The 3,507-nt window shown below is 39.8% G+C and carries 3 protein-coding genes and 1 pseudogene; 3 read left to right on the top strand and 1 reads right to left on the bottom strand.

The features are described 5' to 3' along the window. From BZG77_RS14860 to BZG77_RS14335, 3 genes and pseudogenes are all read left to right on the top strand, one after another. Positions 1–380, top strand: a pseudogene (locus tag BZG77_RS14860) (ATP-binding protein); the annotation flags it as partial. Between the two features lie 115 nt (positions 381–495). Beyond that, the gene (locus BZG77_RS14340; RefSeq protein ID WP_077647727.1) at positions 496–1,689 is read left to right on the top strand and encodes a DUF3800 domain-containing protein; all 1,194 of its coding nucleotides are present in this window, start codon (positions 496–498) and stop codon (positions 1,687–1,689) included. Positions 1,690–1,863: 174 nt separating this feature from the next. Next, on the top strand, positions 1,864–2,538 hold the full coding sequence (locus tag BZG77_RS14335; RefSeq protein ID WP_077647726.1) for a hypothetical protein: 675 nt from the start codon (positions 1,864–1,866) through the stop codon (positions 2,536–2,538). Between the two features lie 251 nt (positions 2,539–2,789). Here the strand turns inward: BZG77_RS14335 and BZG77_RS14935 are convergent. Continuing rightward, on the bottom strand, positions 2,790–3,507 hold a 718-nt coding region (locus tag BZG77_RS14935; RefSeq protein WP_198532435.1), incomplete at its 5' end, for an IS110 family transposase.

Genomic DNA, 3,507 nt, shown 5'->3' with positions numbered 1-3,507 from the left:
ATTCAAATCTTTTTTGTAAAAGAATGGTTAATTGCTTTCAAACTCGATCTACAAAGCTTGTCAATATTCAAGCCAACCCAGTTTCTCCAGCAACAGAAATAGAAGATGCTTTGAATGGTAAGTTGTTCTATGAAACTCTATGCACTTTTATTGAAAACTACCCTGAACAACTGAGTTTCTTGAATGAAATAGTAGAGGATGTTCCTCAAGAAAGTTCCAAGATAGCGTTAGATTTAAAGGCTAGCCAGTGGGTGCAAATTGAGCAATTCTTCGATATGGATAATAATAAATTCTTTTTCTCTCAGAGATATGCTGGATTTATAAATGGGGAATATGATGTGCCGTCATGGGTAGAGGAGATAAGGGGTTGGTTAAACTAGCTTATAACAAACAGCAGCAACGGACTGTCAATCCTGTCACTCAAATTGCTGCGCAATCACATGCCAGCCTTGCCAGCCGCTGTGCTGGACGTTAAGTGGCCTACAGGGAAATTGAATGAGTCGTAATAGCCAAGCTAATAGAAAAAAGAAGTTAGCAAATAAAAGAGATAAGCAGAGGGCTTCTAGGGCTAAAGCTAATTCTGAAAAACCTAAGATAGCAACTATCTATCTGGATGAATCTGGGAACACTGGCCATAACATAGTTGATAAAAATCAACCGATTTTTACACTCTCTGGCTGCAAGTATTCTAATAGCGAAGCTGAAAATTTACTTGCACTGACAGGATCAAGATCACCTTTAGAAGCTCATTTCAAAAATTTAAAGCGCCGGAAGTCTGGGCAAGATGGAATTGTAAGGCTAATGAGTCATCGGCTTATTAATGAAGACCACGTGAAAGTAGAGCTTTTTCACAAGAGCTTTATGGTGACTACAAAGATTGTTGACCTCCTAATTGAGCACATGCTTCACCTAAATGGCCATGATTTATATGTAAATGGAGCAAACATAGGGCTTTCAAATATGTGGTTCTATTGTATGCCTACGTTTTGTGGTCAGGATCGAGTTCAGGCCATGCATGAATCGTTCGTTAATATGATTAAAGAACAGTCCGAAGAATCAATAGGCGCGTTTTATGAGAATGTAGAGGTTCTTAAAGAACATTCAATTCATGAAGACTTTAAAGAAGACCTTAATTTGCTCCTGCTTACTCGGAATTGTGTTCATGATGCACTGAACGGAATTGATAAGACATCACTTGACCCATCAATACCAGCATTATTTTCACAATGTGTAAGCTGGGGAGATGTTCATCCAAAAGGGTTTCATATCATTCATGATGATTCTCATAGTATTGAAAAACAAAAAGTGATTTTTTCCCAATTTCTGGACTGGACCCAAAGCTCTATAGAGCTGGGCTATGACAGACGGAAGTTCAAATTGCCCTTAAGAGGGAAAAGTTTGAAGTTTTCAAGCTCTGAATCGCATCCTCAATTGCAGGTTGCTGACATTGTTGCTAGTTCGATGGCTTATTGGGCAGACGGTGTTGCAAGAGATGAAAAAGAAGACTATTTATTTCTTGAGTTAAACAAGCTGAAATTGGATAAGCTAACTACAAATAATAAAATATGGCCAACACAGGATGTTACTCCAAGCGATCTAGGTACGGTCCACGATGGCGGACTAAATGCAGCGGATCATGCTGCATACTTCCTGATGAAGGCAAAGGCTAATGCCGAAATCACCACTTAACAAAGCCAGCCAGAGGGACCAAAAAACCGCCGCTTCGCTCTGGTTTTTCGGCCCCTGCTGGCGGCGTTATGTTTCAGTTCGCAGTAATTGCATTCTTTCAATCCGTGGACTTGAAAAACAAAAATCCATCCTCACCTAAAAATATATAATATTAGCATTCAGTCAGTAGGTTCCATGCGAAAAACAATAAAGGTCATTATTCAAGATGAAGATGGGAATATTAGAGATTCCCAATATTTCGATGAGTTTTTGAGACAGCCGTCTATTCAACAGCAAATGCTTATGTATGGTGATACCTTACTCGACATTTTAACTCAAGAATCACAACTTTCACCATCAATGGGGCTCAATAGAGTTCTCACAGATAACCCTCATGCTGACGCATCACGGATGATTGGTAGTATTGCTGAATCTTTAGTAGTTAAATTGTGTAATGAATCTAAAGAAGCGAATAGAGAGTTAGGTAAGTGGGCTCGTGGAGGAACACAAACTACTGCAACTTTAGACAGCTATATTGCGGTAGCAACAGGATCTCAGAAAACAAAAACAAGTTTTAGACAGTGGTACAATCCAAGCGATACACAAAAAGATGTTATCTGGATAAAAAAAGATGATACTGACCATCAGTTATTATGTGTTAAAAAAAGGGGGAGTTGGGCATCAGGAAAGCCTGCAGGATTACAAGTAAAAGCTAGTCATGATTACAAATATGTGCTGTCTACGATACAAAACTACCATTATCCAGTCTTATACTTTGATTTAAATAACGACTGGAGGGACTTAGCTCGTGCTATGCGTAGCAATGGAATAAATAATGACTTACTTCATCCTGATGATATAGATGGCTAACTAATGAATCAACTGAGAGGCTCTTTTGAAATTGTAGTAGCGTTGATAAATGGAGATAAAAGCATTCAAGATGTTGTTGATATGGTCAATTGGACTGGTAAAAATGACCATATAATATCAGCTCTTCACGCTTTAGATCCGAGTCAAGAAAGTATCATACTACCCTTTAAGAACAACTAATGTCACAGTGATATGGTTGATAACAACCAGTTTTAGGTAGTAAAACATAACAAACGAGTATGTCGTCAATCCTAAATTTTAGCGAGATTTTTATCCCACATCACGCCGTCTCTAAGCATCGAATTTAAGATCACTACCATCTTGCGCACACAGGCAATAATGGCGACTTTTTTCGGCTTTCCAGCGGCGACTAATCGGGTATACGTGGCTTTAAAAACAGGATTACATTGCATCGCAGACATCATCGCCATATACAACACGGTACGAACTTGAGCACGTCCACCTTGGATCACTCGTTTGCCTTTATATCGCCCACTTTCTTTTGTCATGGGTGCAACACCAATGAGTGATGCCGCTTGTTTGTTAGTTATATAGCCCAGCTCAGGGACGTTACTGATGATAGATGCTGCCGCAATGCTGCCAATGCCAGGCACGCTTTGTAAGAGCGTATTTTTAGTCTGATATTCAGGGCATGCTTCAATCAACTTCACGAGTTTTTGCTCAATGTTGGTGATTTGATTTTTCATCGCAGTGAGCATGGGTTTGATGGTTGAATGCAAGGTTTTGGGCAGTATCTGCAAGCGGTTCTTTTCCATCGTTTGCATAGATAGGAGCTGGTTTCTCCTGATGACTAAATCACTCATTAAACGTATATTTTCCGCCTTGATAATGGTGATTTCAGGCTTAATGGCGTCGCCATAATGTGCAATTAACTCAGCATCTAAGCGGTCATTTTTCGCTCTGCGGCCAATGGCGCCGGCGAAGCGTTTAATGTGCACAGGGTTGGCG

The sequence above is a fragment of the Salinivibrio sp. IB643 genome, assembly GCF_001996105.1.
GTDB classification, from domain to species: domain Bacteria; phylum Pseudomonadota; class Gammaproteobacteria; order Enterobacterales; family Vibrionaceae; genus Salinivibrio; species Salinivibrio costicola.
This window is presented reverse-complemented; position numbering and strand designations above follow the sequence as displayed.